A 26,275-nucleotide genomic window follows, 5' to 3' on the forward strand; every position below is an offset into this window, starting at 1 on the left:
GCCCACGGCACCCTTAGGTGCCGTGGATATCGCAAAGGAGATGAGGTTCGGCAATGCGAGGCACGACGGTACTGTACGGCCAGGTACTGATAGTTTTGGGCATCACCCTTGCGGGGGTGTGGATCGCAACCCAGTGGACGGCCTCCCAACTGGGTCACCAGCCACGCCTGGGATCGGCATGGTTCGAACTGGGTGACATCCCCATCTACCATCCGTGGCGATTGCTGGAGTGGTGGTTCTTCTTTGATGCCTACGCACCGGAAATCTTCAATGCCGGCGGTGCCATAGCGGCCAGTAGCAGCTTGCTGGCTCTGGCCGTTGCCATCGTCATGGCCATCTGGCGTGCGCGTCAGGCCGGTCGTGTCACCACCTACGGCACTGCCCGCTGGGCCGACGCGGATGAGGTGCGAGAGGCTGGGCTAAGCCAGTCGGCCGGGGTATTCCTCGGGCTATTCGAGCAAACCTACTTGCGTCATGAAGGTCCTGAGCATGTATTGGCTTTCGCCCCAACCCGCTCAGGTAAAGGCGTGGGACTGGTAGTTCCTACTCTGCTTTCCTGGCCGGCGTCCGCGGTCATCCACGATATCAAAGGCGAGAACTGGAGTCTGACTGCAGGGTGGCGTTCACGCTTTTCACACTGCCTGCTATTCAACCCAACAGATCCGGCATCAGCCGCCTACAACCCTCTCCTCGAAGTTCGCCGCGGCACCCACGAGGTGCGCGATGTACAGAACATTGCCGACGTACTGGTCGACCCTGAAGGTGCACTAGAACGCCGAAACCATTGGGAGAAAACCAGCCACGCGCTGCTGGTCGGCGCCATCTTGCACGTGCTCTACGCAGAGCAGGACAAGACACTCCGCGGCGTGGCCAACTTTCTTTCCGATCCAGCCTGTCCATTCGAAGTGACCCTGCACAAGATGATGGTCACCCCGCACCTGGAAAATGCACCACATCCGATCGTTGCGTCTGCAGCACGGGAGGTTCTGAACAAGAGTGAAAATGAGCGCTCGGGTGTATTGTCCACGGCGATGTCCTTTCTCGGTCTCTACCGAGACCCGACCGTTGCACAGGTCACATCACGCTGCGATTGGCGGATCGCAGATCTAATTTCCGCCGAGCACCCGGTGTCGCTGTATCTGGTCGTCCCCCCATCCGATATTAGCCGTACGAAGCCGCTCATACGCCTGCTCCTCAATCAGATCGGACGGCGACTGACCGAGTCGCTCGAAGCTAATAACAGCCTCGCACGTCGGCACAAGCTGCTGCTCATGCTCGACGAGTTTCCGGCTCTGGGTCGCTTGGACTTCTTCGAATCTGCGCTCGCCTTCATGGCCGGCTATGGGCTGCGTGCATTCCTGATTGCCCAGTCGCTCAACCAGATCGACAAGGCCTACGGCCAAAACCACTCGATTCTGGACAACTGCCATGTTCGGGTGACGTTTGCGACCAACGATGAGCGCACCGCAAAGCGCATTTCCGAAACCTTGGGTACCGCAACAGAGCTGCGCCTTCAACGCAACTACGCCGGCCACCGTCTAGCCCCCTGGCTGGGCCATTTGATGGTGTCCCGTCAGGAGACAGCCAGACCCTTGTTGACGCCTGGGGAAGTGATGCAGCTTCCAGCCGAAGAGTCCGTCGTGATGCTCGCAGGCCATGCGCCGATACGGGCCAAGAAGTTGCGCTACTTCACCGATGACAACTTTCAAACGCGCGTGCTGCCGGCACCTCAATTGGAGCCTGGACGATATGCCGATGCACCTACACCTCGTGCTGATGACTGGAGCAATTTGCAGCTGCCCGAGGCGCAAGAGGCCCAGCCGATCGGCGACTCCACCCGCTTGGCGCCAGTCGAAGGCAGCCACCTGGATTACCAGCACGACCTGATCGAATCACGCCAGCTGCAGGCTTCGGCTGACGTCTCCAGTGATCTTTTCCTTCTCGATGAAGACGACATGCCTTGTGCATTCCCATGCCAGCCAGATCCAGACTTTCAACGTTCGGCAAGGCTGGCTGCCCTTGATCCTGACGATGGAGTTGCCTTATGAGTCGCGCCCGTTTGAACCTATTCATTCAGCCCGAGCATGCAAAACGCCTCAATGAACTCGCGATCAAAAAGGGCGTATCCAAGTCCTCGATCGTGGCCACTGCCCTCGCCTCCTGGCTTGCGCCCCAGGCTGGCGAGCAGCGTGACACGGCCATAGACAAACGACTGGATCGTCTGTCACGACAATTCGAACGCCTGGAACGCGATCAGAACATTCTCGTTGAAACCATGGCGCTCTACATCCGCTACTACCTGACGGTCAGCACACCGGTGCCCGAGGCACACCTGGAGGCAGCACGTGCACAGGGCAAGCTGCGCTTCGCTCAGTTCGTAGAGCAATTGGGCCGTCACCTTCAGCGAGGCCGCAGTCTGGTCACAGACCTGCAAACGGCTGAGCCTCAGAGCACTCATCACCATGGCGGTAATCATCAATGAGCAGCGCAGCCTTCTCCGTAGCGGCTGCCGCTGAAGCCTCACTGGATCGCCGCACCCGCATGCTGCGTACCGCGATGGGCCCGCTGATCGCTGCCGCGCTCGATGACCCCGACGTGGTTGAAGTGATGCTCAATCCCGACGGGGTGCTCTGGTCAGATCGACTTACCCAGGGGCGCGTCCGTCTGGGCACGCTGCCCCCTGAGGATGGTGAACGGATCATTCGCTTGGTGGCTGCGCACGTTGGCGCCGAAGCACACCGTACAAAGCCATTGCTCAGCGCTGAACTGCCAGAGACGGGTGAGCGATTCGAAGGCGTCCTCCCCCCGTGGCAAGTGCCCCAACCTTCGCCTTGCGCAAACGCTCCTGCGGCGTCATCTCCCTGGGGCAGTACGTAGCTGATGGAATACTCAGTTGCGATCAAGCGCAGTACCTGCAGGCAGCGGTGCGCGACCGGCAAAACATTCTGGTCGCAGGTGGTACGGGTACCGGCAAGACGACGCTCGCCAACGCCCTGCTCGAGGAAGTTGTCAGCACCAATGATCGCGTCCTGGTGCTTGAAGACACCATCGAACTGCAGTGCCCAGTCCATGACCACGTTGCTCTGCGAACGAAACCCGGACTCGTATCCATGGCGGATCTGGTGCGGAGCACGCTGCGCTTGCGACCTGACCGGGTCGTGGTGGGTGAGGTGCGCGGAGGTGAAGCGCTGGATCTGATAAAGGCCTGGGGAACTGGCCACCCGGGTGGTATCGCAACCATCCATGCCGGCTCTGCTCAAGGTGCCCTGCTTCGTCTCGAGCAACTGATTCTCGAGGTTGCGCTCACAGCGCCCCGCGCGTTGATCGCCGAGACGGTCAACCTGGTGGTTTTCCTGTCCGGCCGCGGGCGAAGCCGGCACGTCCAGCAGATTGCCCGTGTCATGGGACACGACAGCCACGGTTACCAGCTCGCGTCCATCGACACCCTACTTCGTACCCGTGATAGCCAGGGAGAACGGTCATGACACGTCTCTTCGCTCATGCTCGCCAGCGCATCTTTCACGCCTTGCTGGGAGCCATGATCTACCTCAGTCTGCCAGCAATAGCCCTTGCTGCCGGGTCAGGCATGCCGTGGGAAGGGCCGCTGCAGTCAATCCTCGATTCGGTACAGGGGCCTGTCGCGCGAATCATCGCGGTGATCATCATCATCGCCACGGGGCTGGCCCTTGCGTTCGGCGATACCAGCGGCGGGTTTCGCAAACTGATCCAGATCGTTTTCGGCCTCTCGATCGCCTTCGCGGCTTCGTCGTTCTTTCTCAGCTTCTTCAGCTTTGCAGGGGGAGCGACGGTATGAACGGTGAACGTATGACCGGCCTCGAAGTGCCGCTGCACCGCTCATTGTCCGAGCCAATCCTGCTCGGCGGCGCACCACGCAATGTCGCGATCCTCAACGGCACACTAGCAGCGGTGGTAGGCCTGGGCCTGCAGCTATGGATTCCTGGCTTGGTGCTATGGGTCGTCAGCCATTCGCTTGCGGTCTGGGGCGCGCGGCTGGATCCCCAGTTTCTGCCGGTCTTCGCAAGGCACATCAAGCAGCGCGCGTTGCTGGACGTGTGAGTGCAAGACGATGATGAATCTCTCCGAATTCCAGCGCCGCCCCGCCCAACTTGCGGACTGGTTACCTTGGGCAGGACTCATAGCCCCTGGCGTCGTATTGAACAAGGACGGCGCGTTTCAACGCACCCTACGTTTTCGTGGCCCCGATATGGACAGCGCTACACAGGGTGAGCTGCTGGCCCTTTCAGCTCGACTGAACAATGCGTTGCGCCGGCTTGGCTCAGGCTGGGCGCTGTTCATCGACGCTGAGCGTCTCGCGGCGAGCGATTACCCCCAGAGCTCGTTTCCCGATGCTCTGTCCTGGCTGGTTGACCACGAGCGCCGGGCAGCATTTGAAGCGCAAGGCAGCCACTTCGAAAGCGCCTATCACCTGACGCTGCTGTATTTGGCGCCGGAAGAAACGCACTCGCGCGCGGCTGGCTTGTTGTTCGAACGGCAGACTCAGCAGCGTGTTGACTGGCGCGAACAGTTGGCAGGTTTCATCGCCGAGAGCGATCGCTTCTTCGATTTGCTGGACGGCGTGATGCCGGAACTCGCCTGGCTCAGTGACAGCCAGACACTGACTTATCTGCATGCGACCATTTCGACACATCGCCAACGACTGGCGGTTCCCGACGTCCCGTTCCACCTTGATGCCTTACTGGCCGACAGCCCCCTGACCACAGGCCTCCAGCCGCGGTTGGGCGATCAGCATCTGCGCGTACTGTCTGTACGCGGTTTTCCATCGACGACCTGGCCTGGGGTGCTCGACGAGTTGAACCGCCTGGGCTTCGCCTATCGATGGGCGACCCGCTTCATCTGTTTGGAAAAGGATGAGGCCGAACGGGAGCTGGTTCGTCTGCGCCGCCAGTGGTTCGCCAAACGCAAAGGGGTCTTGGCGCTGCTGCGCGAAGCCATCTTTCAGCAGGAGAGCCCGCTGGTCGATAACGACGCGGCCAACAAGGCAGGCGATGCTGACGCGGCCTTGCAGGAACTTGGGGAAGACCACGTTGCGTTCGGCTACGTCACCACCACCGTAACGGTCATGGACGAGGACGCTCAGCTCGCGGATCAAAAGCTACGGCTGGTCGAGCGCGTGATTCAGGGTCGCGGCTTCGTGACCATTGCCGAGAGCCTCAATTCGGTTGAGGCCTGGCTGTCATCGATACCCGGCAACGCCTACGCCAATGTCCGGCAACCGCTGATTTCAACGTTGAATCTGGCACACCTGATGCCGGTCTCGGCAGTCTGGGCCGAACCGGTACGTAATGAGCATCTGGATGGGCCGCCACTGATGATCACCCGCACCGCTGGTGCGACGCCCTTCAGGTTGGTAAATCATGTCGGTGATGTGGGCCATACGTTGGTCGTGGGCCCCACCGGCATGGGCAAGTCGGTGCTGTTGGCCACGCTCGCCCTGCAGTTCCGTCGATACGCAGGCTCGCAACTCTTGATGTTCGACATGGGCCGCTCCCTGCGAGCGACCGTACTGGGCATGGGGGGTGAGCACTACGCGCTGAGCAACGATGCAGGCCTGGCCTTCCAGCCTCTGGCGCATATAGATCAGGCCGGACACCGGGCCTGGGCCGCCGAATGGCTGGCGGCGCGATTTCTCAAAGAAGGCGTAGCCATCAATCCAGAGCAGAAGTCAGCGCTCTGGACAGCGCTGGACAGCTTGGCCGGCGCGCCTGAGGCCCAACGCACGCTGACTGGACTGTCGGTGTTGCTGCAAGACAACAATCTGCGCCAAGCCCTGCAGCCGTACGTCCTGGGCGGAGCCCACGGCCAGCTACTGGACGCGGATAGTGATCGTCTCGGCTGCGCCGATGTGCAGTGCTTTGAGATGGAGGAACTGATGCACAGCGAGGCGGCGGTGGCCGCTGTGCTGAGCTATCTGTTCAAGCGGTTCGAGCATCGATTCGACGGCTCGCCAACGCTTCTGATCCTCGACGAAGCCTGGTTGTTTCTTGATGAGCCGCTGTTCGCCGCGCGCATTCGTGAGTGGCTCAAGACCCTGCGCAAGAAGAACGTCTCGGTGATCTTCGCGACACAGTCGCTCGCGGATATCAAGGACTCCACTATCGCGACAGCAATCATCGAGAGCTGTGCCAGTCGCATCTTCTTACCGAATCCCCAAGCTCGAGAGCCTCAGATCCGCACCATCTACCAGGGCTTCGGACTTAACGAGCGGCAGATCGACATCGTTGCCGAGGCAACGCCCAAACGTGAGTACTACTACCAGTCCCGCCTGGGCAATCGCTTGTTCGATCTGGATCTGGGCCCCTTAGCGCTGGCCTTCGCTGCCTCTGCCAGCCCGGCACAGCAACATGAAATGGATCGGATCCAGCAGGACGCCCAGTCCCCGGACTTCGCTGAAGCATGGCTTCGGCATTGCGGCCTGGATTGGGCCGGCGACTTGTTCGCTCATCATTCCCAAGTAAGCACGGAGTACACGTCATGAGATGCCTAACCCGCCGTTTTCAACGCGCCGCTCTGCTGGTGACTGCCCTGCTCGGCTCAGTGTCGAGCCAGGCCATGACAGTGGTCGATCCTGCCAACCTGATTCAAAACACACTCACTGCAGTGCGCACGCTGGAGATGATCAACAACCAGATCAGCGAGTTGCAGAATCAGTCCCAGATGCTCAAGAACCAGGCCCGCAATCTGTCACGCCTCGATTACAACGCGATGGATCAGTTGGCTGCGAGCTTGGCCAACACCGAGCGCCTGATCAGCCGGGCACAGGGGCTGGCGTATGAAATTAAACGCCTGGATCAGGAGTTCTCGCGCCTCTACCCAAACCAGTACTCAGCCGACAACAGCAGTGAAGAGCTTGCCCTTGAAACGAGAGAACGCTGGAAGAAGGGGCTCGACAGTCTTCAGACCGCGATGCGCGTGCAGGCGCAGGTGCGGCAAAATCTTGGGCAGGATGAAGCCACTCTCGCCAATCTCGTGAATCAGAGCCAATCCGCCGAAGGAGCGCTGCAAGCTTCTCAGGCGACCAACCAGTTGCTGGCCCTGCAGGCCAAGCAGTCCATTCAGTCCCAGCAGCTGCAGATCACCCAGAACCGGGCTGTTGCCACCGAGCTTGCACGTCAGGCCGCCGCGCAAGAGAAAGCACGCGAGCTAAGCCGCCGGTTCATGGGGAGCGGGACGCCCTATACCCCTCACCCCGTCCAGTTCTACCGGTAGTGAGCTGCGTTATGAAGGCCCCAACGCTACTGCTGTATCTGGTCGCTTTGACAGCGTGCAGGTACGACCACTCGCCGACTGCAAAGCCTGAGGATCCCGTGGATCGTTTCTACTGCGGCTGCGCCCCGGACGGCGAGTTCCTGGATGCAAGCGAGCTGCCGGACATTCCACCGAGCTTCGATGAGGTCGTGCCATGAATGACGTCAGCGTGATTGACCGATTTCTCGACGTGTTCGCTCAGTACATTGACTCAGGCTTCGGCCTGCTCGGTGATGAGGTCGCATTTCTTACGCTGACCCTCGTGGCGATCGACATGACGCTGGCGGGACTGTTCTGGGCCATGGGCGGTGAAGACGTAAGCGCCAAATTGATCCGCAAGACGCTCTACGTGGGCGCCTTCGCCTTCATCATCGGCAACTTCAATGCCCTGGCGAAAATCGTCTTCAACTCCTTTGCGGGACTGGGCCTTCTTGCCTCAGGGTCTGCGCTGAGCCAAGACGAGTTCCTGCAACCGGGGCGGCTTGCAGCGACTGGCGTTGAAGCCGGAGCACCACTGCTGGAGGAGATCAGCCGACTGAGCGGCTTCCCGGAGGTGTTCAGCAATATCCACAGCATCCTGGTGCTGTTCCTGGCGTGGCTGGTGGTCATCATCAGCTTCTTCTTTCTGGCCATTCAGCTGTTCGTCACGCTGATCGAATTCAAGCTGACCACCCTCGCCGGCTTTGTTCTGGTGCCATTCGCCCTGTGGAACAAGACGGCATTTCTTGCTGAGAAGGTGCTCGGCAACGTAGTCGCCTCCGGTATCAAGGTTCTGGTGCTGGCGGTGATCGTCGGCATCGGTACTGGGTTGTTTGCCGAATTTCAGGCTGTCCCCGATGAACCCTCCATCGATAACGCGCTGGTGATCATGCTCGCTTCGCTGGCGTTGTTCGGCCTGGGTATTTTCGGGCCTGGGATTGCCACGGGATTGGTCTCCGGAGCACCACAACTGAGTGCTGGTTCGGTCGCCGGTACCGCACTCGGAGCAGCAGGGATGGCAGCAGGCGCAGCAGCTATGGCGTCCGGTGTGGGCGGCGCTGTAATGGCAGGCGCTCGAATGACTTCAGTAGCCGGCCGCAAGGCGATGAGTGCTTCGAACTCCCTCACGGGGGCATCTATTAGCTCATCTGCGGCGCAGTTGAATGCTGGTTCCGGATCATCGGCAGCCGCCACCACTCAGCCTGACTGGGCGAGGCGCCTGCAACGCCGACAGCAGCTTTCACAGGCAGCTACCACCGTTGCCCACACCCTGCGTGGCGGCGACGGCGGCGGCTCCTCATCGGGTCCGGTTGTACGCGACCCATCGAATTCGTGAAGGAGGACACGGATGCGATTCAAACGTCCAGGGGTTCGCTACAGCGACACCCCAATACCCGTAACCCCTTACCAGAGAGCCGGACAAGCCTGGGATCTGCGTATGGGTAGCAGCCTGGCGCAGGCCCGGAATTGGCGCCTCATGGCATTCGGCTGCCTGAGCTTGTCGTTGGTGATGGCGTCAGGACTCGTCTGGCTTTCCCTGCAGTCGCGGGTGACGCCCTACGTCGTGGAAGTCGACACGCTCGGGCAGGTACGCGCTGTTGGTGAAGCCACCAGTCCCTACCAGCCCCAGGACGCCCAGATTGCCCATCATCTGGCGCGGTTTATCGGACTGGTCCGCTCTCTTTCCATCGACCCGGTGGTCGTGCGGCAAAACTGGCTGGAGGCCTATCACTTCACCACCGACCGAGGCGCTGCAACCCTCAATGACTATGCCCGAAGCAACGATCCATTCACGCGGGTCGGCAAGGAATCGGTAGCCGTCGAAGTGACCAGCGTCGTGCGTGCCAGCAATGAAACGTTCCAGGTGCGCTGGGTCGAACGCCGCTACGTGAATGGGGCCCCGGCCGGGTCAGAACGCTGGACGGCAATGATTTCGCTAGTGCTGCAGCGTCCCCGCACGGAGGAAAAACTGCGGCGTAACCCGCTGGGCATTTATGTAAACGGGCTGTCTTGGAGCCGAGAACTGGACACCTCGGAAGGAGTGAAGAAACCATGAAAATGTCTTCGAGCCTCTGCCTTCTAGTCGTACTGATGACGCTGTTATCAGGCTGTGCGGGCCCTCAGAAGCCACCCAGAATTGTGCTGGACGAGCCCGTTGAAGCTAAACGAATACCGGATCCGCCTAAGCCTGTTGAAGTCGTGGAAGTACCCAAACCTCTTGCGCTACCGGCGCAGCTCAAGCCGCTGCCGGAAGCCGGCAAACGCAAGCCGGCAAACGAGCCAGTCGACGAAAAAGCCCGAGTCTCGCGTGCCAACCGGGACGCACGGGTGGCGCCTACGCAGGAAGGCTACATCAACGCCATCCAAGTCTGGCCTTACTCGGATGGGGCGCTGTACCAGGTGTATACCAGCCCCGGTCGGGTGACCGCGATCAACCTGCAGGTTGGAGAGGAACTGGTAACCGTTGCAGCTGGGGACACCGTACGCTGGATCCTAGGTGATACGGCTACAGGCCAAGGCGATAGCCTACGCGTCAACGTATTGATCAAGCCGACCCGCACTGGTCTCAAGACCAACCTGGTGATCACCACAACGCGGCGCACGTACCTGATCGAGCTGACCTCGACCGAGCAGGCGTGGATGGCATCAGTATCCTGGGATTACCCAAAGGATCAGATGCTGGCTCTGCAACGTCGCGCCGGCGAAGCCAAGGTCGCCGAGCCTCTGGATACAGGCCTTGCACTGGAGCGCCTGCGCTTTCGTTATGCAATCAGTGGTGATGATCCAACGTGGAAACCACTGCGCGCATTCGATGATGGTAGCAAGGTGTATATCCAGTTCCCGGCGGGCATTTCCAACACCGATCTTCCACCACTTTTCGTGATCGGCGCCGAGGGCGATGGGCAGCTGATGAACTACCGCTTCCGCTCTCCGTATTACATCGTGGATCGGCTTTTTGGCGCCGCCGAGCTCCGGCTGGGCGCAGACAAAGGCGACATCGTGCGCATCGAGCGCAACGATGGGGTGGCACGGGGAAACTGAGCCATGACCGACGAGATCAACCAGCCCTCCCCCTCGTTGCCACCGAAGGAATCACCCGAGTCTCTCGAGCTGCGCGCACAGCCAAGGCCGATCACTCGCCTGAATCCGCGCGTGCTTGCCGCGATCATCGGCGGCCTATCAGCCACAGTGCTGGGCGCGATGCTTTGGTCGCTGCAGCCCCAACAGCAGCGCAAGAACCAGGAGCAGAACGAGCTGTACAACGTTGACCGGGTGGCACGCTCAGAATCGCTCGAACAATTGCCTGCGGATTACTCGCAGTTACCGCCGACGCCCGTGACTCCGACAGACGTGCCTCAATTGGGCCCACCACTGCCAGGCGACCTTGGTGCCCCCATCTTGAAAGCCGAACAACGCACCCACGGCTATGAGTACGACCACACGGCGGCCGACAACGCTGAGGCGGAGCGTCTAGCGAGACTGAAGGAGGCCGAGGAAGCAGCATTGTCGTCGGTATTCTTTCAGACCAACAGATCGGGTGGATTGGGTGGTGCATCGGCTGACCCTCAGCACACTACGCCGAGTGGTTTGGCCTCAATAAGTACCGGCTCAGCTACAGGGTCATCGGTGCATGGCAGGGACAAGCGGACTCTCAGTAAATCCGTAAATACAGAAATCAGTAAGTCCGGTTTGCTGCAAGAACCCGCCTCGCCCTACCAGGTGATGGCCGGCACGCTCATCGCTGCGGCACTTGTCACCGGTATCAAGTCAGACCTGCCAGGTGATGTGATTGCAACCGTCACTGAGCCGGTCTACGACAGCGCAACAGGGCAGCACGTACTGATACCACAGGGCTCGCGCTTACTCGGCCGTTACAACAGCCAAGTCAGCTATGGACAGAGTCGCGTACAGGTCGTGTGGCAACGCGTAATCCTACCCGACACCTCCTCGTTCGAGCTCGACGACTTGGTCGGCAGCGATGCCGCCGGGTATGCAGGCCTCGAAGACGGCGTCGACTGGCACTGGGACAGGCTCGTCGCGGGCGCTGCGATGACCAGCTTGCTGGGCGTGGGCGCCGAACTCGCCGCTCCTGGAAATCGAAACGACGGTGACCGGATCATCATTGCAGGGCGCGATAGCCTTCAGGACACGGTGAACCAGGTCGGTCAGGAAGTCACTCGGCGCAATCTCGACATACAGCCCACCCTCACCCAGCGGCAAGGCCTGCCGCTGCGCGTGATCGTCAACCGCGATCTGGTACTGCGCCCCTATCAACCCTTGTTCACCCAGCAGAGGAACCGCAATGAGTAACGCCAAGCTGCGCCTCGGCCCACTACCGAAGACCGAGAGCCTGAAACTGACATTCACCTGCCCTGCGAGCCTGAAGTGCGACCTGGAACGCTACGCACAGATGCATGCCCAGACCTACGGTGAACCCGTTGATGTGCTCGCGTTGATCCCACATATGCTCGAAACATTCATGGCAAGAGACCGAGCGTTCCGGAAAACAAGCTCTCGAGCAATTCGCAGCAGTTGATCACGACGGTTGCATTTCGCGCCCTAGATTGCCAGGGGAAACATCCATCTCGCGGTTGAAAACCGTGACCTAATACATCACACTTTAGCCATGATCATTAGCTTTCGTCACAAAGGTCTACGCATTTTTTTTGAAACAGGCTCCACCAAAGGCATCCGAGCCGACCACGCCAAAAGGCTGGCTCGGATGCTCAGTTTTATGGATAGAGCCTGTGCGCCTGCGGATCTGGATATACCGGGTTGGCGGTTGCATCCCCTCAAAGGGGAAATGGAAGAGTTTTGGTCACTCACCGTCAACGGTAACTGGCGAGTGATCTTTCGTTTTGAGGGCAGCGACATAGAACTCGTCGACTACCTCGATTACCACTGAACAGGAGGGCTTAATCATGGCCATGTTCAACCCACCGCACCCCGGTGAAACGTTGCTCGAGGACGTGCTCCCCGAACTTGATATCAGCATTGCGGAGCTTGCGAGACGGCTTGGCTTTGCACGTGAAACGCTGTCGCGGATCCTGCATGGCCGCGCGCCTATCAGTCCGGATCTCGCAGTTCGCTTGGAGCTGGCGGGTATCGGCAAGGCTCGCACTTGGCTTAGCGTGCAGACCGACTATGACCTCTGGCAAGCCCTGCATCGAGAGCAGCCTCCGATCGAGCGGTTCGCAGCGATTGCTTAGACGTTTTGACCACGCCCAGTTCGTAAAGCCCGGCTTCGCTCGCATCGCACGCTGGACATCGCCTTAGACGATGCACTTACTAACATCGATTGTTCTGCTCACAGGCCGCTTGTAAAGCCCCTGCGTCCGGAAAGGCTGGTAACGAATGTGAGTGTGGATCTTCGTCAAAAGGACACTCGTACTAAGTTGTTCTGAATGAATTAAAAAATCAGTAGCCCTCAAATCGGTCTCCGCCTTAGATCCATCCAGGACGTAAAGACAATGGATCATATTTGAACCAATAAATACCTAAATCACATATAATTGATCAGATGTGAACCATTAAATAAGGTTGTCCATTGGCTCTAACCCATTCTCTGCTCGCTCCAGGCGAACTGGCCCAGAAGATTGGTGCCAACGCCCGAGAAGCGCGACTCGCACAAAACCTCTCCCGCAAATCCTTGGCGAAGATGGCGGGTGTGTCCGAATCGACCATCAAGCGATTTGAGTCCAATGGGCAGATCACCCTTGATGCTCTGGTGCTCATCGCTACAGCACTTGGTGCCACACGCCAAATCGCTGACCTGTTCAAGCATGAGCGGCCTGTCTCGCTTGAAGAAATAAAACAAACAGGACGTACCCGGGGGCGCCAATGAAATCCATCAACGTCGTAGAGGTATTGCTCGCAGGCACACCGGCCCGGCGCAAAGTCCATACGAGTTGAACCAGGTTACGTGGATCCCAAGCGACGCAGTTGCTGTGCCAATGCGAACTCTTGGTGTGTCTTAATCTGATGGAAAGGTGGCAGCAAGTTTTACCCGATAAGAGTGAGATCCATACAGCGTCGCGGGCCATACCCGTTTTACAAACCTGTGGTCAGGTAGCTGATATCGATGTGCTTTACCGAGACGTCAGAGCACAACTTTCAGACATTGCCGAGGGTTGTACAAGGAAAATCCCGTCGTCCCTTTCTACGCCAGGCTGCGACACAGCCGGTTTTCATTCAACGATCTGCCCCATAGGCTAAAGGCACCAAACCGCTTGTAGGAAGGAGCAATGAAAACCCTCTTACTTTTGATGGCTCAGTACGACGGTCAAGCCGTGATACCAATCGACTGGGTATGCAGAGACTTTCTCGGTCTTTCAGTCGACAAGTTCAAGCGCAAGCGCCTTATGGGTGAAATCGATCTTCCTGTGATGAGGCTTGGCACCAGCTCGCAGAAGGCCAACCTGGCCGTGCACCTAGAAGATCTCGCTGCCTACATCGATAGGCAGCGAGAAGCTGCACTCAAAGAGCAGAATCAGTTGGGGGTGCGGCGGCGCCTCGCCTGAAGCTTAACCCCTGGGGCGGATGTAGCTTCAGGGGTTACGACCCTGATTCCGAGTTCTACGGGAGCCTCAACAATCTTGTCCAACCAGCCCCAGCCCTCGTAAGGATCACCCACCCCCTTCAGATGCGTATAGCGGCGCATGGCATTCCAATCGCGGTGGCCCGATACACTGGCAACTCGCGGAATGTCCCAACCCATTTCAAAAAGCCGACTCACCCCATCATGGCGCAGATCGTGGAAACGCAGATCCTTGATCGCCAGGAAGTGGCAGGCACGGGTGAACGCTGCAGAAATCGAAGTTGAGTCATAAGGGAATATCTCACGGCAGGCCTTGGGCATGCTCTGAACGATTCTCCAGGCCTCATCCGGGAGATGGCACCAGACGTCATTACCAATTTTCTGGCCAGGGTTTTTCATGTCTCGAATGAGCACAGCCTGCCGCCGAGCATCCAGATCCTCCCAGCGGATCCGAGTAATTTCTTCCTGCCTGCGTGTCGAGAAAATTGCGAACGCCAGGACCTTGGCCATATTGATGGAGCGTGGTCTGCGCCGTTGAATATCAAAGAAGTGGTTGAGTAGCTTATCCAATTCGTCCTGGGTCGGCCTACGGTCACGCTCTTTACTGCGGCTGACCATTCCCAGCTTCCGGAGCACCTTTCGGGCATCGGGCATGGCTGTGGCATCGATGAGATAGCCCCAAGCGGGTTTGGCCACTGAGAGCACGGCGCCAACATGCGCAAGATCGTTACCGACGGTCTGCGCCTGAACGCTGCCGCCGTGTTCACTCATCCGCCACTGCGCATATTCAACCAATTTCTGGCTTGTTAAGTCGGCACCAGCCACATCACCCAACCAAGATTCACTAACTGCCTTCAAGGTCGCCCGCTTGGTTTTCCCAAGTGGGCGGATTCGCTCGTACTCATCCAGGTAGCGATCAATGATCGTTTTCAGAGGGACATCCTCGCCCTTGGTTCGATCCAGAGCGCCCGGTGACCCAAGCTCCGCCTCCCGACGAGTCAACCATGCACGTGCTACGGCCTTACGATCGAAGGTCTGGGTTTCTTGATAGACTACGGCCCCGTTGCGACGCAGCCGAATCTGCGCCGTGTACGTGGGTTTACCGTTTTTTTTAACGCGCTGAGTGATGGTTCCCAAGTTGCCTCCCACCAGTGCTACAAAAAAAATCTCAGTGCTACATTTTAGCACTGAAGGCCAAAAAACGGCCAAAAATAGCCTTTTTTAGCACTGAAACGACATGAGCCAATGCCTTCAGAATTAGCCTCAAATCCAGTAAATACGGGCGCTCAGCCCTCCCGCCGCTTTTCCGTGGCGCCGATGATGGATTGGACGGATCATCATTGCCGCTACTTTCTGCGCCAGCTGTCGCAGCACGCGCTGCTGTATACCGAAATGGTCACCACTGGCGCGTTGCTGCATGGCGATACCCGCCGATTTCTGCAGTACGACGAAACCGAGCACCCGCTCGCGCTGCAGCTGGGCGGCAGCAATCCGGCCGATCTGGCGGCCTGTGCGCGGCTTGCCGAGCAGGCGGGCTACGACGAGGTAAACCTGAATGTCGGCTGCCCCAGTGACCGGGTGCAGAACAACATGATCGGCGCCTGCCTGATGGCCCATCCGGCGCTGGTGGCCGAGTGCGTCAAGGCGATGCGCGATGCGGTGAGCATTCCCGTGACGGTCAAGCATCGTATCGGCATCGACGGGCGTGACAGTTACGAGGCGCTTTGCGATTTCATCAGCCAGGTGCGTGACGCCGGTTGCCGCAGTTTCACGGTGCACGCACGGATCGCCATTCTTTCCGGCCTGTCGCCCAAGGAGAACCGTGAAGTGCCGCCGCTGCGCTACGACATCGCCGCGCAGCTGAAACAGGACTTCCCCGAGCTGGAGCTGGTGCTCAACGGCGGGATCAAGACCCTGCAGGCCTGCCAGGAGCACCTCGAGACCTTCGATGGCGTGATGCTTGGCCGTGAGGCGTACCACAACCCTTACCTGCTGGCCGAGGTCGACGGGCAGTTGTTCGGTAGCGAACGGCCACCCATCAGCCGGCATGAAGCCATGCAGGTCATGCGCCCCTATATCGAACGGCACATGGCTGCCGGCGGCCTGATGCACCACGTCACCCGCCATATGCTCGGCCTGGCGCAGGGCTTTCCAGGGGCTCGCCGCTTCCGCCAGTTGCTTTCTGCGGACATCCACAAGAGCGATCAGCCGCTGGCCATTTTCGACCAGGCTGCCGAACTTCTACAGGGCCGCTAACGGGTCGCCGAAAGCGACCTGTTGTGCCACCAGTTGAGCACTACATGATGCTCAGGTAAGGTCATGGCACCGCGAATCGACAAGGCCCCGCCATGACCTCCAAGCTGGATCAACTCAAGCAATTCACCACCGTGGTTGCCGACACCGGTGACATCGACGCTATCGCCCGCCTCAAGCCGGTGGACGCCACCACCAACCCTTCCCTGCTGCTCAAGGCTGCCGCCCTGCCGCGTTATGCCGAGCTGCTCAAGCAGGCGGTCAGTGCCAGCAAGGGCGATGTCGATCTGGCCAGCGACCGTTTCGGCGTGACCGTTGGACGGGAAATTCTGCAGGTAATTCCGGGGCGCATCTCCACCGAGGTGGACGCCCGTCTGTCCTTCGACACCCAGGCGACCCTGGCCCGTGCCCGGCGCTTGGTAGAGCTGTATGAAGAAGCCGGCGTCACCCGCGAGCGCATCCTGATCAAGATTGCCTCCACCTGGGAAGGCATCCGCGCTGCCGAGCAGCTGGAAAAGGCTGGCGTGCAGACCAACCTCACCCTGCTCTTCTCCTTCGCGCAAGCGCGCGCCTGCGCCGATGCCGGCGCCTTCCTGATCTCGCCGTTCGTGGGCCGTATCTACGACTGGTACAAGAAGGCCGAAGGCCGCGATTACATCGGTGCCGAAGATCCGGGCGTGCAGTCCGTGGCGCGCATCTACGACTACTACAAGGCCAACGGCCACAAGACCGTGGTCATGGGTGCCAGCTTCCGCAACATCAGCCAGATCGAACAGCTGGCCGGCTGCGATCGCCTGACCATCAGCCCGGAGCTGTTGCAGCAACTGGCCGACGACAATGGCCCGCTGCAGCGCAAGCTCAGCGCGGAGATTTCCGGGCAGAGCGAAACGCACATCGGCGAGAGCCAGTTCCGCTGGGAAATGAACGAAGACGCCATGGCCACCGAGAAACTCGCGGAAGGCATCCGCCAGTTCGCCCGTGATCAGGAAAAACTGGAAAAGCTGCTGACAGCCAACATCTGAGCCTGAAATGAAAACGGGGCGCCGACTCTATCGGCGCCCCGCTCTCGGCAGCAATCAGCGGTCAGGGATGCTGTTCGAGGGCGCTGACCAGGTCATGGAAGGCCGCGCGGTTCGATTCGTTCAAGCCCATCAGAATCCGGTGCGCTTCCAGCACGCGAGCACGCACCACGTCCTCCGACTGATCCTGCGACGGCAGATCGGCCAGACAGTCCGGGCACTCGTAGGGCTGGTTGATGATGTTGAACACCTGATCGAAGCCCATCGACTGCAACAGACGGGTGATGTCGGCGTGGGTGGTCACCACCGTTGGCAGCAGCCCAACCTTCTGCCGCGACAGAATCGATAGCTTGGCCAACAGCCCTAGTGTGGTGCTGTCGATACTGCGCGTTTCCGTCAGGTCGATGACGATGGCGGAGAAATTCAGCGCGGTGAAAATCTTTTCGATCGTGGAGTCCAGCGCCGAACACAAGGTCAGGCGCACTTCACCGATGAACTTCAGGACGAAGGTTCCGTCCTGCTCGGCAAACTGGATTCTACCGGGGCTTATCCCAGGATTCATGCAAGGTTCCTGCTTAACACCAGCAAGGCGATATCATCCGGCATCTCCGCCAGATTGGCCAGTCCAAACACGCTGCGCAACCCGTCCAGGGTTCCACCTGCTTCGCTCACCAGTTTCGGCAGCAAGGCTTCTTTTTCCTGCAGGGTGTCGCCGTCCAGCAAATCGAGAATGCCGTCCGACAACAGAGTCAGGCTGAACGATTCCGGAAGGTCGATCACCAGATCGGTGTAATCGGCTTCCTTGAACAGGCCGACGGGCAAACCACGGCCTTCCAGATAATGGGCTTCGCCGCCGCTGTACATCACGGGCAGCGGCAGATGGCCGCCGATGCTGTAGGTCAGGCGATTGTGCTCTTCGTCGATCACCCCGCCCAGCATGGTCACGTGCTTGCCCAGTTTGCAGTTGATCAGACCACGGTTGATGTGGCCGAGTACGTCCGACGGCTTGAACTCCGGCAACAGGCCATTGCGCCGCGACTCGTAGAGCAGGCGCGTGGTCATGAACTTGAGCAGCACGGTGACGAATGCCGAAGAGGCGCCGTGACCGGAAACGTCCGCCAGATAGAACGCAACACGCCGCTCGTCAACACGGAAGTAATCGACGAAATCGCCCGAGAGGTAGAGCGAGGGAATGATCTGATGGGCGAACGACAGCCCTTCGTTTTCCCAGGGCGTGACGGGCAGCATGTTCATCTGCACCTGGCGCCCGGCGTTCTGGTCTTCCTGCAGCAGGTGCAGGCTGGCCTGCAGCTCGCGGTTGGCGGTTTCCAGCTTTTCCCGGTAGCGCTCGTTCTCCTGGCGCAGATGCACGCGATCCAGCGCACGGCGTACCGAGTGCTCGAGCACGGCGAGGTCTTCGAGAGGCTTGATCAGGTAATCGGCGGCACCGAGGCGCAAGGCTTCGACCACGTCGGTCATCACCCCGGCACCGGAAACCACGATGATCGGCGCGGAGATTTCCAGGGCATTGATCCGACGGATAAGCTCGAGACCATCGACCTGGGGCATGCGCAGGTCGCAAATGACCAGATCCGGCCGTTCGCGCTCGAACACTTCGAGACCTTGCGAGCCGTTGCCGGCGAGCAGGATGTTGAAGCCGCTGTCTTCCAAGTAGGCTGCAATACTGGCGCGGACGACTTCGTCGTCATCGATCAGCAGCAACGTGGCACTGGTTTTGTGCATGGGGTGTCCAGGCAAACTGCGCCGGGGATGGTTAGCGTAAACGCAGCCAACAACCTGCGCGGGTACACGGTTCGCGTCAAGGCGCAGACGGTACTCCCATCCTCAACACGATTCAACAGGCGCCGTTCGCGACCGAGCGACTTTACACCTGAAATCAGTGAGGGTTATAAGAACCGCAGCAGAGCCCTACCACAATGAGGATAGCTTGATGAGCCAAAGTGATCGTGATTACGAGGAAAAGCGCGATTACATTCGCATGCGCCTGGAAACCCAGGTGACGCTCCACCATGGCGGTCAGGCAATCCCGGCATTGTGCCGCGATCTGTCGAGCACTGGCATGCAGCTCGAGGCGCAGTGCCACGTGCAGGTTGGAGATAAGGTGCGCGTGTTGATCCCTTCCGGGCACGACGAACTGAAGGGGCTGGAAACCGAAGCGGAAGTGGTGCGGGTGACCAACCAGGAAGGTGGCCGACAGATTCTCGGTCTGGCCGTGATATCGATGAACTGAAACACGCTGTAACGCGATGGAGCCCGCCTCCATCGCGTCGTTACGCCTTCTGCCTTCGAGCGCGACTAGCCGGCTCTCGACATCAGCGCCTTGCCATCAAAAATCGTCTTCCACCTCACCGTCACGCACGCGGAACTCACGGTTCTGCAGATAGGCGTTACGGATGAAGATGTACTTGTCGCCACTGATCATGCGCTCGGCATCCAGCAGGCTGGCACGGGTGTCGACCACGTTGATGCCACGGGTGACGTTACGGCTCGGCACGTGATCCATATAGGGATAAGGGGTCAGCAAGCTGTCCGGGATCTTGCTCGGCGCATCGCGCAGCGAGCTCGGCCCGAGCAGCGGCAGTACCAGATACGGGCCGCTGCCAACGCCCCAGGCGCCGAGCGTCTGGCCGAAGTCTTCATCGCTGCGCTGCAACCCCATGCGGCTGGCCACGTCGAAGAAGCCGAGAGCGCCGATGGTGGTGTTCAGCAGCAAACGGCTGGTATCCACGCCAGCGTCGTGAGCCTTGCCCTGCAGCAGGTTGTTGGCCAGGTTGCCGACATCGCCCACGTTGCGGAACACGTTGTGCACACCGGTCTCGAGGAATTGCGGCGTGACGGCCTGATAGCCTTGAGCCAGGGGTTTGAGGGCGTAGGTATCGACGGTATCGTTGAAGCGGAAGACGGGGCGGTTGAACGACTCCCAAGGGTCTTCCGTCGCCGCCTGACTTGCGAGCGGCAGCACCATCAGGCCGGCACAGGCCAGCATTCGCCCAAAGCTCCCGATCAAATCCGATCCAATCACACGCATTACTGTTCTCCTAGGCTAATGAGCACGGTCTCTCCGGCAGCAGCGGCGTAGTATAAAGCCGCGAGCGGGCAATAGGCAGAGCACCGATGCCCGGCCACCCTACCCGACCCTGAGCCACTTCACATCACTGACGTTTGCCGGGCGTCGGGCCGCTCACTGCCGTCACGCCATCGTCATATTGGCTTGTCATGGTAAGCGCGATAATAGCCAGGGAACGACATCGCATGCCGCAGCCAGCGCTCTCCGCAGTTACCCCCTCCTTCACCGCCGTGCTGTTCGGTCTGTCCGGCTGCCTGGTTGATTTCGGCGCGCGCAGCGCGTCGTTGGTCGGCACTCGCCACCTGACGCTGATCCGTGAAGCTGGCGGCCCGACGCGTGCATTCGAAGCCGCCAGCCCGCGGGAGCTGGAGAGCTGCGCCGAGCCGACGCCTGGCGCTCTGGCAACCCTGCGCAGCCTGCGTGAACAACGCGTGCCCTGCGCCTGGCTGGACGAACTTCCCGAAACCCTCGCCATGAAACTGACGAGCCAGCTACCCGAATGGCTGGTGGCCTCTCCAGCCTGCTCGCAGCGCAGCTGGCCTGCCCCTGATGCCTGCTGGCAGGCGTTGAGCACGCTGCAGATCGATCGTCTGGATGGTTGCGTACTGGTCAGCGGTGAACCTCGCCTGCTGCAGGCGGGCCTGAATGCGGGCTTGTGGACGGTCGGCCTGGCCGCCTGCGGATCCCTGGGCGGCCATGCCCTCTGCGACTGGGAAATACTCGACGCAATGCAACGTGATCGCCTGCGCGCCGATGCGACCCTGGCGCTGTACCGGCTCGGCGCCCATTCAGTGATCGATCAGTTGACCGACCTGCCCGCGTGCCTGGACGATCTGCAGATTCGCCGCAGCAAGGGCGAAAAACCCTAGCGATGGCATTGCGTCAGATCAGGCGCAATGGCGCAGGCGGGATTATCCTGAAGACGAAGTAATGACCTTTCGTCATGACGCACGGTCAATTGTCTTGCCTATCAAGAAAGGGAGAATCTCCATGCCTGCGAACCATCTGCAGCAGCAACTGGAAGAGCTGCACAAGCAACTGGCGCAGAATCCGCCGGTAAACGAGGAAGACCGCGAGTCGCTTTCGCTGCTGGCTCGTGACATCGAACTGCAGCTGGCGGCTCAACCAGTGACCACACCTGATGCCTCGCTGGTCGATAGCGTCAATCTAGCCGTGGAGCGCTTCGAAGTGAGCCATCCAACCCTGGCTGGAAGCCTGCGCAATATCATGCAGAGCCTCGCCAACATGGGTATCTGACGCCAACGCCGCAAATAAAAAACCAGCCTCTTCAGGCTGGTTTTTTATTAATTGCTTACTGCCTGACCAGGCGCCGATTATCCGGCAACTGCGCCAACGTGGTTCGGTAGGGATTGATATCCAACCCACCGCGGCGCACATACCGTGCATAGACGGTCAGGTACTCGGGCTGCAGCAAGCGCTGCAAATCCAGAAAGATGCGTTCCACACACTGCTCGTGGAAATCGGCGTGCTGACGGAAACTGACCAGATACGCCAGCAGGCTCGCCGGCTCCAGCGCGGCGCCGCGGTACTCGACCACCACGCTGCCCCAATCAGGCTGACCAGTTACCGGGCAATTGGACTTGAGCAGATGGCTGTGCAGGCTCTCTTCGACGATACGTGACGTATCGCAAGCCAACAGCTCGGGACGGGGAGCCTGGTAATCGCTGATACTGATGTCCAGGTCGTCGATGCAGGTTCCCGGCAGAACCGCCAGACCTTCCTGCGCCACCTCGTTCAGGCTGCGCACCCGCACACCCACGGGCTTGCCGGCCGTGGCCGACAGATCACTCTCCAGCACGCTCACCAACTCGGCCTCACTGGCGAACACCGACTGATTCAGCGAGTTGAGGTAGAGCTTGAAGGATTTCGACTCGATGATGTTCGGCGAGTCGGCGGCAATGCTGAACTCACCGATCGCCACCACCGGCTTGCCGGACGGCAGCAGCCAGGACAGCTCGAAGCAGTTCCAGTAATCCACGCCACGATACGGCAGGGTGTCTGCGCTCAAACCGAGTTCGGCCCACTTGGCCGCTCGCGGGATGGGAAACAGCAGTTCGGGCGAATAGGTGGCGATGTACTCGCTGCTCTTGCCTAGCGGCGAATGTTCCACGGAATGCATGACGGTTTACCTGCAAGGCAATGGGTGCGGCGGCTTGATCGCCGCCGTACAGGAATGGATGGGCCGATCAGCCCAGCTCGGCAACCAGCTTGGCCAACGCGGCAGCCGGATCGGCGGCCTGGCTGATCGGGCGACCGATCACCAGATAATCCGAGCCGGCGTCCAGTGCCTGACGCGGCGTGAGAATGCGGCGCTGATCGTCCTGCGCGCTGCCGGCTGGACGGATACCCGGCGTGACCAACTGCAGCGCCGGTTGCGCTGCCTTGAGCGCAGGCGCTTCGAGGGCCGAGCACACCAGGCCATCCATACCTGCTTTCTGTGCCAGCGCAGCCAGGCGCAGCACCTGTTCCTGAGGCTCGATATCCAGGCCGATACCAGCCAGATCCTCACGTTCCATACTGGTCAGCACGGTCACGCCGATCAGCAGCGGTACCGGGCCGTTGAACGCATCCAGCGTCTCGCGGCAGGCGCTCATCATGCGCAGGCCACCGGAGCAATGCACATTGACCATCCACACGCCCATTTCTGCGGCAGCCTTGACGGCCATGGCAGTCGTGTTGGGGATGTCATGGAATTTCAGATCGAGGAACACATCAAAGCCGCGCTCGCGCAGCGTGGCGACGATATCCGACGCACAACTGGTAAACAGCTCCTTGCCCACCTTGACCCGGCACAGCTTGGGATCGAGCTGATCGGCAAGCGCTAGCGCAGCCTCTCGGGTCGGGAAATCCAGGGCGACGATGATCGGGGTCTGACAAACGGACATGGGGCAATTCTCGAGCGAGCCAAATTCGGCGCGTATTGTAGCGCAAGCTGCCGCCAATTGGCGCTGTACTGCCATTGCAACAGCACAGCGCCCTTGCCACCCATCACGCGCGACAATCGCCAGCACAGACGACGAAAGCCCTACTTTCCAAGCGGGTCATGCCAGAACGGCTGGCCGACTTCGCGCAGTATTTCGCCACGATTCAAGCCCAGGTCTTTCAGTGCGGCATCACTCAACATAGCCAGTTGCCGCCGCTCACGCGCCAGCTGCCGCCAACGCAGAATACGGGCCATCAGGCGAACCAGCCGAGGCGCTAATTGCCATTCCAGCCGTTTTGTAACACCACAATCTGCACATGCCTTGTGACTGTTCATCTGATCGCACTCCGGTTGAATTGGCGTCAGTCTCCAACTGGCGTTACGATCAATCCAACGAATGTTTCTTATGCATTACATCTCGGAGATTGATGGATGGCGCACTACCCCACGATTGACAGTGAATTGCTGCGCACCCTTGTCGCCATTGCCGATCACGGTGGTTTCACACGAGCAGCCGAAGTGGTTAATCGTACGCAATCGGCAGTCAGCATGCAGATGAAACGCCTGGAAGAGGACGTGATTGGTCGAGCACTGTTCCTACGCGAGGGACGCCAGGTAACCCTGACAGCAGAAGGCGAAGTCCTGCTGGGCTACGCGCGACGCATTCTGCAACTGCACACCGAAGTGCTCAGTACGCTGCGCGAGCCGCATATGGTTGGCAGCCTGCGCATCGGCACACCGGATGACTATGTTATGCGGTTCATGCAGGGCATCCTGAAGCGCTTCGCACAAACCTACCCACTGGTGCAGGTCGAGATGCATTGCGAGCCCTCGTTCGCACTGCTGCAACGCCAGGATCTTGATCTGACTATTGTCACCCGTGAGCCCGGGATGGAAGTCGGCCAACTGCTGCGCCAGGAACATCTGGTCTGGGCTCAGGCGGCTGACGCGCATTTGCACGAACTCGACTCGCTGCCTCTGGCAATGTTCAACAGCCAGTGTTTCTGCCGATCATGGGCGTGCAATGCACTGGATGCGCAGTCACGCAATTATCGTATCGCCTACAGCAGCCCCAGCCTTTCGGCAATCATGGCCGCAGTAAGCGCCGGACTGGCGATCACCGCACAACTGCACAGCTTGGTAACCCCGGATCTACGCATTATCGGTAGCGCTGAAGGCATGCCAGAGCTGCCAATGGCCAGCGTGATGCTGCTGCGCAACGAGAAAACCCGCTCCCCTGCTAGCGAGGCCCTGGCTGAGCAGGTGGTAGAGGGTTTCAGGCTTTGATGCCGAGCATCAACGCGCAGACCAACAGGAACGCGGTGAACAGCATGCGTAACTGGCGCTCCGGCAAGGCATGGGCCAGCCGCACGCCCCAACTGATGCTGAGCAGCCCACCGATCGCCAGGGGAATGGCCAGAATCCAGTCGACATGACCATGTAAGGCGTAGGTCGCCAGGGTCACGCCGGTGCTGGGCGCTGCCAGGGCAAGCGACAAACCTTGCGCCACCACCTGGGAGGTACCGAACACACTGGTGAGAATCGGCGTAGCAATAACCGCCCCGCCCACACCGAACAATCCGCCAAGCAGGCCGGAACCGCTACCCAGCACCGCCAGCCACGGCCACGGGTGGCGCAACTGGCCGGAGGCCGCTGGCGGCCGCAGGAACATGCGCAGCAGGTTGTAGAAGGCCAGCGCCACCAGAAACGCGACGAACGCGATGCGCATCGACTCGGGGTCAAGATTGACGGCCCAGCCCGCGCCGAACAGCGCGCACACGAAGCTGCTCAGGGCCAGCGCCAAGGCGTGGCGCAGATCGATCCGGTTGCGCTGGTGGTAGCGCCACAGCGCCAGCAGCACGTTGGGCACCACCATTACCAACGCAGTGCCCTGGGCCAACTGCTGATCCAACCCAAACAGCACCCCGAGCACCGGAATCGCGATCAAGCCCCCACCGATACCGAACAGCCCGCCGATGGTGCCCAGCAGCAAGCCAAGTACGATATTGAGAGCGAATGCGAGCAGATCCATGGGGCAGTCCTTGAGCGAGGTGTGCGCATCGTACCCGCTGCTGATTGGCGGGGTAACGCATAGCCCGGCATAATGGCTGTGCGAGTCACGCAAAGCGGGAAAATCGATGAATCCAGATGCCCTGACCGACCAACTCAGCCTGTTCCTCGACGTGCTGGAGAGCGGCAGCTTCTCCGCTGCAGCCAGGCTGCATCCCCTTACGCCCTCCGCGGTGTCACGACGCATCGATGCGCTGGAGCGCTCGCTCGACTGCAGCCTGTTCAGCCGCAGCACCCACGCGGTGCGCGCAACGCCTGCGGGCCTGGCCTTTGCTGAACGGGCCAGAAGGATTCTCGCCGAGCTGCACCTGGCGCGCGCCGAAGCGGTATCGCTGAGCAGCGCCCCCGAAGGCCTGATCCGTATCGATGCCCCTGCCCCGTTCGGCCGCCGCCACCTGGCCCCGGCTATTGCCGACTTCCTGACCGCCTACCCGGGGCTCGACGTGCAACTGCGGCTGATCGACAGCTTCATCGACCTGCACGGCGCTCACCTGGGCGAAGTGGATCTGGTGCTGCGCATCGGGCCGCTGGCCGACACACGCTTGGTCGCCACGCCACTGGCACCGATGGTACGCGTGGTCTGTGCAAGCCCGGCCTACCTGGAACGCCATGGCGTGCCGCGTACACCTGCCGAGTTGCTGGAGCACGACGGCCTGGACTGGGATGGCCTGGCACCCGCGTATGCCTGGCGCTTCGAGCACCAGGGCAAGCTGGCGATGTTCCGCCCCCGGCGCCTGCGCATGACTGCCAACAATGCCGAAACCCTGGTGTTCAGTCTGCTCGCCGGCCTCGGCGTGGCGCATCTGCCCACCTGGCTGGTCAGTGAATACCTGGCCCGCGGCGAACTGGTCGCGCTGTTTTGCGAGAACGGCCTACCGCCCCCGGAACCCAGCGGCATCTATGCCTTGCGGCTGGAGCGCGATACCGACTCTCGCAGCCGCCTGCTGCTGGAGTTTCTGAAGAACCGCTTCGGGCCGATTCCGCCCTGGGACATTCCCCTGCAAAGCAGCTTGCAGCGCGGCGCCGGCAACTGACGCAAAAAACGCGGCCGAAGCCGCGTTTTCACGATTGCTGGTGTTACGCCCAGCGGCTGGCGC

The 26,275-nt window shown here is 60.3% G+C and carries 30 protein-coding genes and 1 pseudogene; 23 read left to right on the forward strand and 8 right to left on the reverse strand.

The window, feature by feature from the left end:
- Positions 1-53 precede the first annotated feature (53 nt).
- From ACZ0AI_RS06905 to ACZ0AI_RS06980, 16 genes and pseudogenes are all read left to right on the forward strand, one after another.
- Positions 54-2,048 carry a conjugal transfer protein TraG gene (locus ACZ0AI_RS06905; RefSeq protein WP_463565116.1) on the forward strand — a complete coding sequence of 665 codons (1,995 nt, stop codon included), beginning with the start codon at positions 54-56 and terminating at the stop codon, positions 2,046-2,048.
- Positions 2,045-2,482, forward strand: a complete 438-nt coding sequence (locus tag ACZ0AI_RS06910; RefSeq protein WP_463565117.1) for a ribbon-helix-helix domain-containing protein — start codon at positions 2,045-2,047, stop codon at positions 2,480-2,482. Before ACZ0AI_RS06905 ends, ACZ0AI_RS06910 begins: the two co-directional genes overlap by 4 nt.
- A pseudogene (gene trbB / locus ACZ0AI_RS06915) lies at positions 2,479-3,434 on the forward strand (P-type conjugative transfer ATPase TrbB); the annotation flags it as partial. The gene ACZ0AI_RS06910 and the pseudogene trbB, both read left to right, overlap by 4 nt.
- Positions 3,435-3,481: 47 nt before the next feature.
- Positions 3,482-3,814 carry a TrbC/VirB2 family type IV secretion system protein gene (locus ACZ0AI_RS06920; RefSeq protein WP_463565118.1) on the forward strand — a complete coding sequence of 111 codons (333 nt, stop codon included), beginning with the start codon at positions 3,482-3,484 and terminating at the stop codon, positions 3,812-3,814.
- Entirely contained in the window at positions 3,811-4,077 is a 267-nt protein-coding gene (locus tag ACZ0AI_RS06925; RefSeq protein ID WP_463565119.1) for a VirB3 family type IV secretion system protein, read from the forward strand. Before ACZ0AI_RS06920 ends, ACZ0AI_RS06925 begins: the two co-directional genes overlap by 4 nt.
- 10 nt (positions 4,078-4,087) lie before the next feature.
- Positions 4,088-6,517: a conjugal transfer protein TrbE gene (trbE, locus tag ACZ0AI_RS06930; RefSeq protein ID WP_463565120.1), complete on the forward strand. Its 2,430-nt coding sequence runs from the start codon at positions 4,088-4,090 to the stop codon at positions 6,515-6,517.
- A complete protein-coding gene (gene trbJ, locus ACZ0AI_RS06935; protein WP_463566065.1) occupies positions 6,514-7,248 on the forward strand; it encodes a P-type conjugative transfer protein TrbJ in 735 nt (244 codons plus the stop codon). Before trbE ends, trbJ begins: the two co-directional genes overlap by 4 nt.
- Positions 7,249-7,441: 193 nt before the next feature.
- Complete coding sequence (trbL, locus tag ACZ0AI_RS06940) at positions 7,442-8,602, forward strand: P-type conjugative transfer protein TrbL (RefSeq protein WP_463565121.1); 1,161 nt, start codon at positions 7,442-7,444, stop codon at positions 8,600-8,602.
- Between the two features lie 12 nt (positions 8,603-8,614).
- The gene (gene trbF / locus ACZ0AI_RS06945) at positions 8,615-9,322 is read left to right on the forward strand and encodes a conjugal transfer protein TrbF (protein WP_042554144.1); all 708 of its coding nucleotides are present in this window, start codon (positions 8,615-8,617) and stop codon (positions 9,320-9,322) included.
- On the forward strand, positions 9,319-10,308 hold the full coding sequence (gene trbG, locus ACZ0AI_RS06950; RefSeq protein WP_042554143.1) for a P-type conjugative transfer protein TrbG: 990 nt from the start codon (positions 9,319-9,321) through the stop codon (positions 10,306-10,308). The genes trbF and trbG overlap by 4 nt, the downstream gene beginning before the upstream one ends.
- A gap of 3 nt (positions 10,309-10,311) precedes the next feature.
- On the forward strand, positions 10,312-11,577 hold the full coding sequence (locus tag ACZ0AI_RS06955) for a TraB/TrbI/VirB10 family type IV secretion system protein (protein ID WP_042554142.1): 1,266 nt from the start codon (positions 10,312-10,314) through the stop codon (positions 11,575-11,577).
- A complete protein-coding gene (locus tag ACZ0AI_RS06960) occupies positions 11,570-11,803 on the forward strand; it encodes a DUF2274 domain-containing protein (protein WP_042554141.1) in 234 nt (77 codons plus the stop codon). Before ACZ0AI_RS06955 ends, ACZ0AI_RS06960 begins: the two co-directional genes overlap by 8 nt.
- Positions 11,804-11,893: 90 nt before the next feature.
- A complete protein-coding gene (locus ACZ0AI_RS06965; RefSeq protein WP_463565122.1) occupies positions 11,894-12,172 on the forward strand; it encodes a type II toxin-antitoxin system RelE/ParE family toxin in 279 nt (92 codons plus the stop codon).
- 16 nt (positions 12,173-12,188) lie between these two features.
- Positions 12,189-12,476, forward strand: a complete 288-nt coding sequence (locus ACZ0AI_RS06970; RefSeq protein WP_042554139.1) for a HigA family addiction module antitoxin — start codon at positions 12,189-12,191, stop codon at positions 12,474-12,476.
- A 338-nt stretch (positions 12,477-12,814) separates the two neighbouring features.
- The gene (locus tag ACZ0AI_RS06975) at positions 12,815-13,111 is read left to right on the forward strand and encodes a helix-turn-helix domain-containing protein (RefSeq protein WP_082045793.1); all 297 of its coding nucleotides are present in this window, start codon (positions 12,815-12,817) and stop codon (positions 13,109-13,111) included.
- A 400-nt stretch (positions 13,112-13,511) separates the two neighbouring features.
- Positions 13,512-13,787 (forward strand): pyocin activator PrtN family protein, encoded by a 276-nt coding sequence (locus ACZ0AI_RS06980; protein WP_042554137.1) that lies wholly within the window; start codon positions 13,512-13,514, stop codon positions 13,785-13,787.
- On the opposite strand, the gene ACZ0AI_RS06985 is transcribed toward ACZ0AI_RS06980, so the two are convergent.
- Entirely contained in the window at positions 13,757-14,941 is a 1,185-nt protein-coding gene (locus tag ACZ0AI_RS06985) for a tyrosine-type recombinase/integrase (protein WP_463565123.1), read from the reverse strand. The two genes, ACZ0AI_RS06980 and ACZ0AI_RS06985, sit on opposite strands and share 31 nt — an antisense overlap.
- Before the next feature lie 108 nt (positions 14,942-15,049).
- On the opposite strand from ACZ0AI_RS06985, the gene dusA reads away from it, so the two are divergent.
- Together dusA and tal are read left to right on the forward strand one after the other, a co-directional pair.
- Positions 15,050-16,060 carry a tRNA dihydrouridine(20/20a) synthase DusA gene (gene dusA, locus ACZ0AI_RS06990; RefSeq protein WP_463565124.1) on the forward strand — a complete coding sequence of 337 codons (1,011 nt, stop codon included), beginning with the start codon at positions 15,050-15,052 and terminating at the stop codon, positions 16,058-16,060.
- Positions 16,061-16,152: 92 nt separating this feature from the next.
- On the forward strand, positions 16,153-17,079 hold the full coding sequence (gene tal / locus ACZ0AI_RS06995) for a transaldolase (protein ID WP_463565125.1): 927 nt from the start codon (positions 16,153-16,155) through the stop codon (positions 17,077-17,079).
- Between the two features lie 61 nt (positions 17,080-17,140).
- Here the strand turns inward: tal and rssC are convergent, their stop codons facing one another.
- The gene (gene rssC, locus ACZ0AI_RS07000) at positions 17,141-17,626 is read right to left on the reverse strand and encodes an anti-sigma factor antagonist RssC (protein WP_042554198.1); all 486 of its coding nucleotides are present in this window, start codon (positions 17,624-17,626) and stop codon (positions 17,141-17,143) included.
- A gap of 8 nt (positions 17,627-17,634) precedes the next feature.
- Positions 17,635-18,819, reverse strand: coding sequence for a two-component system response regulator RssB (gene rssB / locus ACZ0AI_RS07005; RefSeq protein WP_463565126.1), 1,185 nt, complete (start codon positions 18,817-18,819; stop codon positions 17,635-17,637).
- A 208-nt stretch (positions 18,820-19,027) separates the two neighbouring features.
- On the opposite strand from rssB, the gene ACZ0AI_RS07010 reads away from it, so the two are divergent.
- The gene (locus ACZ0AI_RS07010) at positions 19,028-19,327 is read left to right on the forward strand and encodes a PilZ domain-containing protein (protein ID WP_463565127.1); all 300 of its coding nucleotides are present in this window, start codon (positions 19,028-19,030) and stop codon (positions 19,325-19,327) included.
- A gap of 96 nt (positions 19,328-19,423) precedes the next feature.
- On the opposite strand, the gene ACZ0AI_RS07015 is transcribed toward ACZ0AI_RS07010, so the two are convergent.
- Entirely contained in the window at positions 19,424-20,125 is a 702-nt protein-coding gene (locus ACZ0AI_RS07015) for an MlaA family lipoprotein (protein ID WP_463565128.1), read from the reverse strand.
- 224 nt (positions 20,126-20,349) lie between these two features.
- Between ACZ0AI_RS07015 and ACZ0AI_RS07020 the strand changes: the two genes are divergently transcribed.
- Both ACZ0AI_RS07020 and ACZ0AI_RS07025 read left to right on the forward strand, forming a co-directional pair.
- A complete protein-coding gene (locus ACZ0AI_RS07020) occupies positions 20,350-21,033 on the forward strand; it encodes an HAD family phosphatase (RefSeq protein ID WP_463565129.1) in 684 nt (227 codons plus the stop codon).
- Between the two features lie 121 nt (positions 21,034-21,154).
- On the forward strand, positions 21,155-21,421 hold the full coding sequence (locus ACZ0AI_RS07025) for a DUF4404 family protein (protein ID WP_225831990.1): 267 nt from the start codon (positions 21,155-21,157) through the stop codon (positions 21,419-21,421).
- A gap of 55 nt (positions 21,422-21,476) precedes the next feature.
- Here ACZ0AI_RS07025 and queF read toward each other — a convergent pair whose 3' ends face one another.
- From queF to ACZ0AI_RS07040, 3 genes are all read right to left on the reverse strand, one after another.
- On the reverse strand, positions 21,477-22,304 hold the full coding sequence (gene queF, locus ACZ0AI_RS07030) for an NADPH-dependent 7-cyano-7-deazaguanine reductase QueF (RefSeq protein WP_463565130.1): 828 nt from the start codon (positions 22,302-22,304) through the stop codon (positions 21,477-21,479).
- Between the two features lie 67 nt (positions 22,305-22,371).
- Positions 22,372-23,070 carry an orotidine-5'-phosphate decarboxylase gene (pyrF, locus tag ACZ0AI_RS07035; protein ID WP_225831986.1) on the reverse strand — a complete coding sequence of 233 codons (699 nt, stop codon included), beginning with the start codon at positions 23,068-23,070 and terminating at the stop codon, positions 22,372-22,374.
- A gap of 140 nt (positions 23,071-23,210) precedes the next feature.
- Positions 23,211-23,444 carry a DUF1127 domain-containing protein gene (locus ACZ0AI_RS07040; protein WP_225831983.1) on the reverse strand — a complete coding sequence of 78 codons (234 nt, stop codon included), beginning with the start codon at positions 23,442-23,444 and terminating at the stop codon, positions 23,211-23,213.
- Positions 23,445-23,540: 96 nt separating this feature from the next.
- Between ACZ0AI_RS07040 and ACZ0AI_RS07045 the strand changes: the two genes are divergently transcribed.
- Positions 23,541-24,395 (forward strand): LysR substrate-binding domain-containing protein, encoded by an 855-nt coding sequence (locus tag ACZ0AI_RS07045; protein ID WP_463565131.1) that lies wholly within the window; start codon positions 23,541-23,543, stop codon positions 24,393-24,395.
- On the opposite strand, the gene ACZ0AI_RS07050 is transcribed toward ACZ0AI_RS07045, so the two are convergent.
- Positions 24,385-25,140 carry a sulfite exporter TauE/SafE family protein gene (locus tag ACZ0AI_RS07050; protein ID WP_463565132.1) on the reverse strand — a complete coding sequence of 252 codons (756 nt, stop codon included), beginning with the start codon at positions 25,138-25,140 and terminating at the stop codon, positions 24,385-24,387. The genes ACZ0AI_RS07045 and ACZ0AI_RS07050 overlap by 11 nt on opposite strands.
- 106 nt (positions 25,141-25,246) lie before the next feature.
- Here ACZ0AI_RS07050 and ACZ0AI_RS07055 point away from each other — a divergent pair, with 106 nt between their 5' ends.
- Complete coding sequence (locus ACZ0AI_RS07055) at positions 25,247-26,212, forward strand: LysR family transcriptional regulator (RefSeq protein ID WP_463565133.1); 966 nt, start codon at positions 25,247-25,249, stop codon at positions 26,210-26,212.
- The last annotated feature ends 63 nt before the right edge of the window (positions 26,213-26,275 follow it).

The organism is Pseudomonas sp. AC355 (assembly GCF_979258205.1).

Excerpts from the sequence above, each read along its gene's own strand:
- ACZ0AI_RS06905 (WP_463565116.1), top strand. The coding sequence starts at position 54 with ATGCGAGGCACGACGGTACTGTACGGCCAGGTACTGATAGTTTTGGGC.
- ACZ0AI_RS06910 (WP_463565117.1), top strand. The coding sequence starts at position 2,045 with ATGAGTCGCGCCCGTTTGAACCTATTCATTCAGCCCGAGCATGCAAAA.
- ACZ0AI_RS06920 (WP_463565118.1), top strand. The coding sequence starts at position 3,482 with ATGACACGTCTCTTCGCTCATGCTCGCCAGCGCATCTTTCACGCCTTG.
- ACZ0AI_RS06925 (WP_463565119.1), top strand. The coding sequence starts at position 3,811 with ATGAACGGTGAACGTATGACCGGCCTCGAAGTGCCGCTGCACCGCTCA.
- trbE (WP_463565120.1), top strand. The coding sequence starts at position 4,088 with ATGATGAATCTCTCCGAATTCCAGCGCCGCCCCGCCCAACTTGCGGAC.
- trbJ (WP_463566065.1), top strand. The coding sequence starts at position 6,514 with ATGAGATGCCTAACCCGCCGTTTTCAACGCGCCGCTCTGCTGGTGACT.
- trbL (WP_463565121.1), top strand. The coding sequence starts at position 7,442 with ATGAATGACGTCAGCGTGATTGACCGATTTCTCGACGTGTTCGCTCAG.
- trbF (WP_042554144.1), top strand. The coding sequence starts at position 8,615 with ATGCGATTCAAACGTCCAGGGGTTCGCTACAGCGACACCCCAATACCC.
- trbG (WP_042554143.1), top strand. The coding sequence starts at position 9,319 with ATGAAAATGTCTTCGAGCCTCTGCCTTCTAGTCGTACTGATGACGCTG.
- ACZ0AI_RS06955 (WP_042554142.1), top strand. The coding sequence starts at position 10,312 with ATGACCGACGAGATCAACCAGCCCTCCCCCTCGTTGCCACCGAAGGAA.
- ACZ0AI_RS06960 (WP_042554141.1), top strand. The coding sequence starts at position 11,570 with ATGAGTAACGCCAAGCTGCGCCTCGGCCCACTACCGAAGACCGAGAGC.
- ACZ0AI_RS06965 (WP_463565122.1), top strand. The coding sequence starts at position 11,894 with ATGATCATTAGCTTTCGTCACAAAGGTCTACGCATTTTTTTTGAAACA.
- ACZ0AI_RS06970 (WP_042554139.1), top strand. The coding sequence starts at position 12,189 with ATGGCCATGTTCAACCCACCGCACCCCGGTGAAACGTTGCTCGAGGAC.
- ACZ0AI_RS06980 (WP_042554137.1), top strand. The coding sequence starts at position 13,512 with ATGAAAACCCTCTTACTTTTGATGGCTCAGTACGACGGTCAAGCCGTG.
- dusA (WP_463565124.1), top strand. The coding sequence starts at position 15,050 with ATGCCTTCAGAATTAGCCTCAAATCCAGTAAATACGGGCGCTCAGCCC.
- tal (WP_463565125.1), top strand. The coding sequence starts at position 16,153 with ATGACCTCCAAGCTGGATCAACTCAAGCAATTCACCACCGTGGTTGCC.
- rssB (WP_463565126.1), bottom strand. The coding sequence starts at position 18,819 with ATGCACAAAACCAGTGCCACGTTGCTGCTGATCGATGACGACGAAGTC.
- ACZ0AI_RS07010 (WP_463565127.1), top strand. The coding sequence starts at position 19,028 with ATGAGCCAAAGTGATCGTGATTACGAGGAAAAGCGCGATTACATTCGC.
- ACZ0AI_RS07015 (WP_463565128.1), bottom strand. The coding sequence starts at position 20,125 with ATGCGTGTGATTGGATCGGATTTGATCGGGAGCTTTGGGCGAATGCTG.
- ACZ0AI_RS07020 (WP_463565129.1), top strand. The coding sequence starts at position 20,350 with ATGCCGCAGCCAGCGCTCTCCGCAGTTACCCCCTCCTTCACCGCCGTG.
- ACZ0AI_RS07025 (WP_225831990.1), top strand. The coding sequence starts at position 21,155 with ATGCCTGCGAACCATCTGCAGCAGCAACTGGAAGAGCTGCACAAGCAA.
- queF (WP_463565130.1), bottom strand. The coding sequence starts at position 22,304 with ATGCATTCCGTGGAACATTCGCCGCTAGGCAAGAGCAGCGAGTACATC.
- pyrF (WP_225831986.1), bottom strand. The coding sequence starts at position 23,070 with ATGTCCGTTTGTCAGACCCCGATCATCGTCGCCCTGGATTTCCCGACC.
- ACZ0AI_RS07040 (WP_225831983.1), bottom strand. The coding sequence starts at position 23,444 with ATGAACAGTCACAAGGCATGTGCAGATTGTGGTGTTACAAAACGGCTG.
- ACZ0AI_RS07045 (WP_463565131.1), top strand. The coding sequence starts at position 23,541 with ATGGCGCACTACCCCACGATTGACAGTGAATTGCTGCGCACCCTTGTC.
- ACZ0AI_RS07050 (WP_463565132.1), bottom strand. The coding sequence starts at position 25,140 with ATGGATCTGCTCGCATTCGCTCTCAATATCGTACTTGGCTTGCTGCTG.
- ACZ0AI_RS07055 (WP_463565133.1), top strand. The coding sequence starts at position 25,247 with ATGAATCCAGATGCCCTGACCGACCAACTCAGCCTGTTCCTCGACGTG.